The sequence below is a fragment of the Leucobacter sp. USHLN153 genome, assembly GCF_037145615.1.
GTDB lineage: Bacteria > Actinomycetota > Actinomycetes > Actinomycetales > Microbacteriaceae > Leucobacter.
Genome location: NZ_JBBCXE010000008.1, coordinates 1 through 3,838 on the forward strand (window position 1 = coordinate 1; position 3,838 = coordinate 3,838).

Genomic DNA, 3,838 nt, shown 5'->3' on the forward strand with positions numbered 1-3,838 from the left:
GAACGTCGCCGAACGCGTGACGCGAACAGCTCAAGGGTGGAACATATGACAAAGCAAGCTTTGATAGCTCGCCTGCCGTAGTACATCAGCTCGTTTCGGCGGGGTGAGAGGAACTGGTGGGTGGGTTGTTCAGGGTTTGTGTGAGGGTGCATACTATTGGGTCCTGGGAGACCAGCCGGCCGCACGCCCTTTCGGGGGTGTGGGGTGGACTGAAATCCTTGACCCACTGTTGGAGAACGTGTTGTCTTCAGGGGTGGGATCGACCGTACGTTGAGAACTACACAGTGGACGCGAGCATCTTGCAGCGTCATCCAAATATCGCACCAGCGGGTGTCAGCTTTCGGGCTGATGTTTTCGGGTGTGGGTGGGGTGGTGCTGCTGATACTAATTAATTTCATTGGTCACACACCAACCTGTGGCGCCCTTGGGTGCTTCAGCGTGGGTGTGTGTTTCTGATAATGCTTATGTGATTTCAAGTTTCAAAGAGCAAACGGTGGATGCCTGGGCATCTGGAGCCGAAGAAGGACGTAGTAATCTGCGATAAGCCTCGGGGAGCCGATAAACGGGCTGTGATTCGAGGATTTCCGAATGGGGAAACCCCGCCAGGGCGCGTGCGTACCTGGTGACTCCCGCCTGAATATATAGGGCGGGTAGAGGGAACGTGGGGAAGTGAAACATCTCAGTACCCACAGGAAGAGAAAACAATAGTGATTCCGGGAGTAGTGGCGAGCGAAACCGGATGAGGCTAAACCGTTCATGTGTGATACCCGGCAGGGGTTGCGTGGGCGGGGTTGCGGGATCTGTCTAATTGATCTGCCGGTCAGTTGGCGTGAGAGTGAAGCTATAGGAGAACGCCTTGGAATGGGCGGCCGGAGTGGGTGAGAGTCCCGTATCCGAAATGGTTTTACCGCGTGATGGATATCCCAAGTAGCACGGGGCCCGAGAAATCCCGTGTGAATCTGTCAGGACCACCTGATAAGCCTAAATACTTCCAGATGACCGATAGCGGACTAGTACCGTGAGGGAAAGGTGAAAAGTACCCCGGGAGGGGAGTGAAATAGTACCTGAAACCGTTTGCTTACAATCCGTCGGAGCAGGCTTTGTATCTGTGACGGCGTGCCTTTTGAAGAATGAGCCTGCGAGTTAGCGATACGTGGCGAGGTTAACCCGTGTGGGGTAGCCGTAGCGAAAGCGAGTCTGAATAGGGCGATTCAGTCGCGTGTCCTAGACCCGAAGCGAAGTGATCTATCCATGGCCAGGCTGAAGCGACGGTAAGACGTCGTGGAGGGCCGAACCCACTTAGGTTGAAAACTGAGGGGATGAGCTGTGGATAGGGGTGAAAGGCCAATCAAACTTCGTGATAGCTGGTTCTCTCCGAAATGCATTTAGGTGCAGCGTTGTGTGTTTCTTGCCGGAGGTAGAGCTACTGGATGGCCGATGGGCCCTACAAGGTTACTGACGTCAGCTAAACTCCGAATGCCGGTAAGTGAGAGCGCAGCAGTGAGACTGTGGGGGATAAGCTTCATAGTCGAGAGGGAAACAACCCAGATCACCAACTAAGGTCCCAAAGCGCGTGCTAAGTGGAAAAGGATGTGGAGTTGCTGTGACAACCAGGAGGTTGGCTTAGAAGCAGCCACCCTTGAAAGAGTGCGTAATAGCTCACTGGTCAAGTGATTCCGCGCCGACAATGTAACGGGGCTCAAGCACGCCACCGAAGTTGTGGCATTCATATTGAGACAAGCCTTCGTGGTTCAGTTGTATGGATGGGTAGGAGAGCGTCGTGTGGCGAGTGAAGCGGCGGAGTGATCCAGTCGTGGATGCTACACGAGTGAGAATGCAGGCATGAGTAGCGAAAGACGGGTGAGAAACCCGTCCTCCGGAAGACCAAGGGTTCCAGGGTCAAGCTAATCTTCCCTGGGTAAGTCGGGACCTAAGGCGAGGCCGACAGGCGTAGTCGATGGACAACGGGTTGATATTCCCGTACCGGTGGTAAACCGTCAAAGACCTAACCAGTAGTGCTCAGCTATCCAAGATCGCATGGATCCTTCGGGTGATGTGTGGTGGCGGTTGCGAACCCGGACTGGGGTGGTGAGCGTGTGGTGTGACGCAGGAAGGTAGCCTGTGCCGGGCGATGGTTGTCCCGGTGTAAGTATGTAGCCTGTCAGGGATGAAGAGTTTCTGACGTATGGGTGAGATACGATGCGGACCCGTTTGGGGAAGCAGGTGATCCTATGCTGCCAAGAAAAGCATCGGCGTGAGGTTTGCTGTTGCCCGTACCCCAAACCGACTCAGGTGGTCAGGTAGAGAATACTCAGGAGATCGAGATAATCATGGTGAAGGAACTCGGCAAAATGCCCCCGTAACTTCGGGAGAAGGGGGGCCATCCACTTATACGGACTTGCTCCGGAAAGGGTGTGGTGGCCGCAGAGACCAGTGGGAAGCGACTGTTTACTAAAAACACAGGTCCGTGCTAACACGCAAGTGGATGTATACGGACTGACGCCTGCCCGGTGCTGGAAGGTTAAGAGGAGAGGTTAGACCTTTGGGTCGAAGCTTTGAATTTAAGCCCCAGTAAACGGCGGTGGTAACTATAACCATCCTAAGGTAGCGAAATTCCTTGTCGGGTAAGTTCCGACCTGCACGAATGGCGTAACGACTTCCCAGCTGTCTCCACCGTGAACTCGGCGAAATTGCAGTACGAGTAAAGATGCTCGTTACGCGCAGAAGGACGGAAAGACCCCGTGACCTTTACTACAGCTTGGTATTGGTGTTCGGTGTGGCTTGTGTAGGATAGGTGGGAGACTATGAAGCGGTCACGCTAGTGATTGTGGAGTCGTTGTTGAAATACCACTCTGGTCATATTGGATATCTAACTACGGACCCTGATCGGGTTCTGGGACAGTGCCTGGTGGGTAGTTTAACTGGGGCGGTTGCCTCCCAAAAAGTAACGGAGGCGCCCAAAGGTTCCCTCAACCTGGTTGGCAATCAGGTGGCGAGTGTAAGTGCACAAGGGAGCTTGACTGTGAGACTGACAGGTCGAGCAGGGACGAAAGTCGGGACTAGTGATCCGGCAGTGGCTTGTGGAAGCGCTGTCGCTCAACGGATAAAAGGTACCTCGGGGATAACAGGCTGATCTTGCCCAAGAGTCCATATCGACGGCATGGTTTGGCACCTCGATGTCGGCTCGTCGCATCCTGGGGCTGGAGTTGGTCCCAAGGGTTGGGCTGTTCGCCCATTAAAGCGGTACGCGAGCTGGGTTTAGAACGTCGTGAGACAGTTCGGTCCCTATCCTCTGCGCGCGTTGGAGATTTGAGAGGATCTGACCCTAGTACGAGAGGACCGGGTTGGACGGACCTCTGGTGTGCCAGTTGTTCTGCCAAGGGCATGGCTGGTTGGCTACGTTCGGGATGGATAACCGCTGAAAGCATCTAAGCGGGAAGCCGGCCTCGAGATGAGATCTCCGTCACCCTTGTGGTGGTGAGGCTCCCAGTAGATGACTGGGTTGATAGGCCAGATGTGGAAGCATAGCAATGTGTGGAGCTGACTGGTACTAATAAGCCGATGACTTGAATATCTCCCCCAAACACTGTTGTGGGTTGGGGCGTAAGTGTTCTTCAGTAACGATGATCGCGTCCACTTTGTGGTTCTGAACGTACGGCCACACACTCGTATCCCTGATTGGGTGGTGGTGTGGTGTATGTGAATAGAGTTACGGCGGCCATAGCGTCAGGGAAACGCCCGGTCACATTCCGAACCCGGAAGCTAAGACTGACAGCGCCGATGGTACTGCAAGGGGGACCTTGTGGGAGAGTAGGACACCGCCGGACACCTTTTATGG

The 3,838-nt window shown here is 54.5% G+C and carries 2 rRNA genes; both read left to right on the forward strand.

The window, feature by feature from the left end:
- Positions 1–470: 470 nt before the first annotated feature.
- A 23S ribosomal RNA gene (locus tag WFH00_RS11825) occupies positions 471–3,574 on the forward strand.
- Positions 3,575–3,710: 136 nt separating this feature from the next.
- Positions 3,711–3,827 (forward strand): 5S ribosomal RNA (rrf, locus tag WFH00_RS11830).
- The last annotated feature ends 11 nt before the right edge of the window (positions 3,828–3,838 follow it).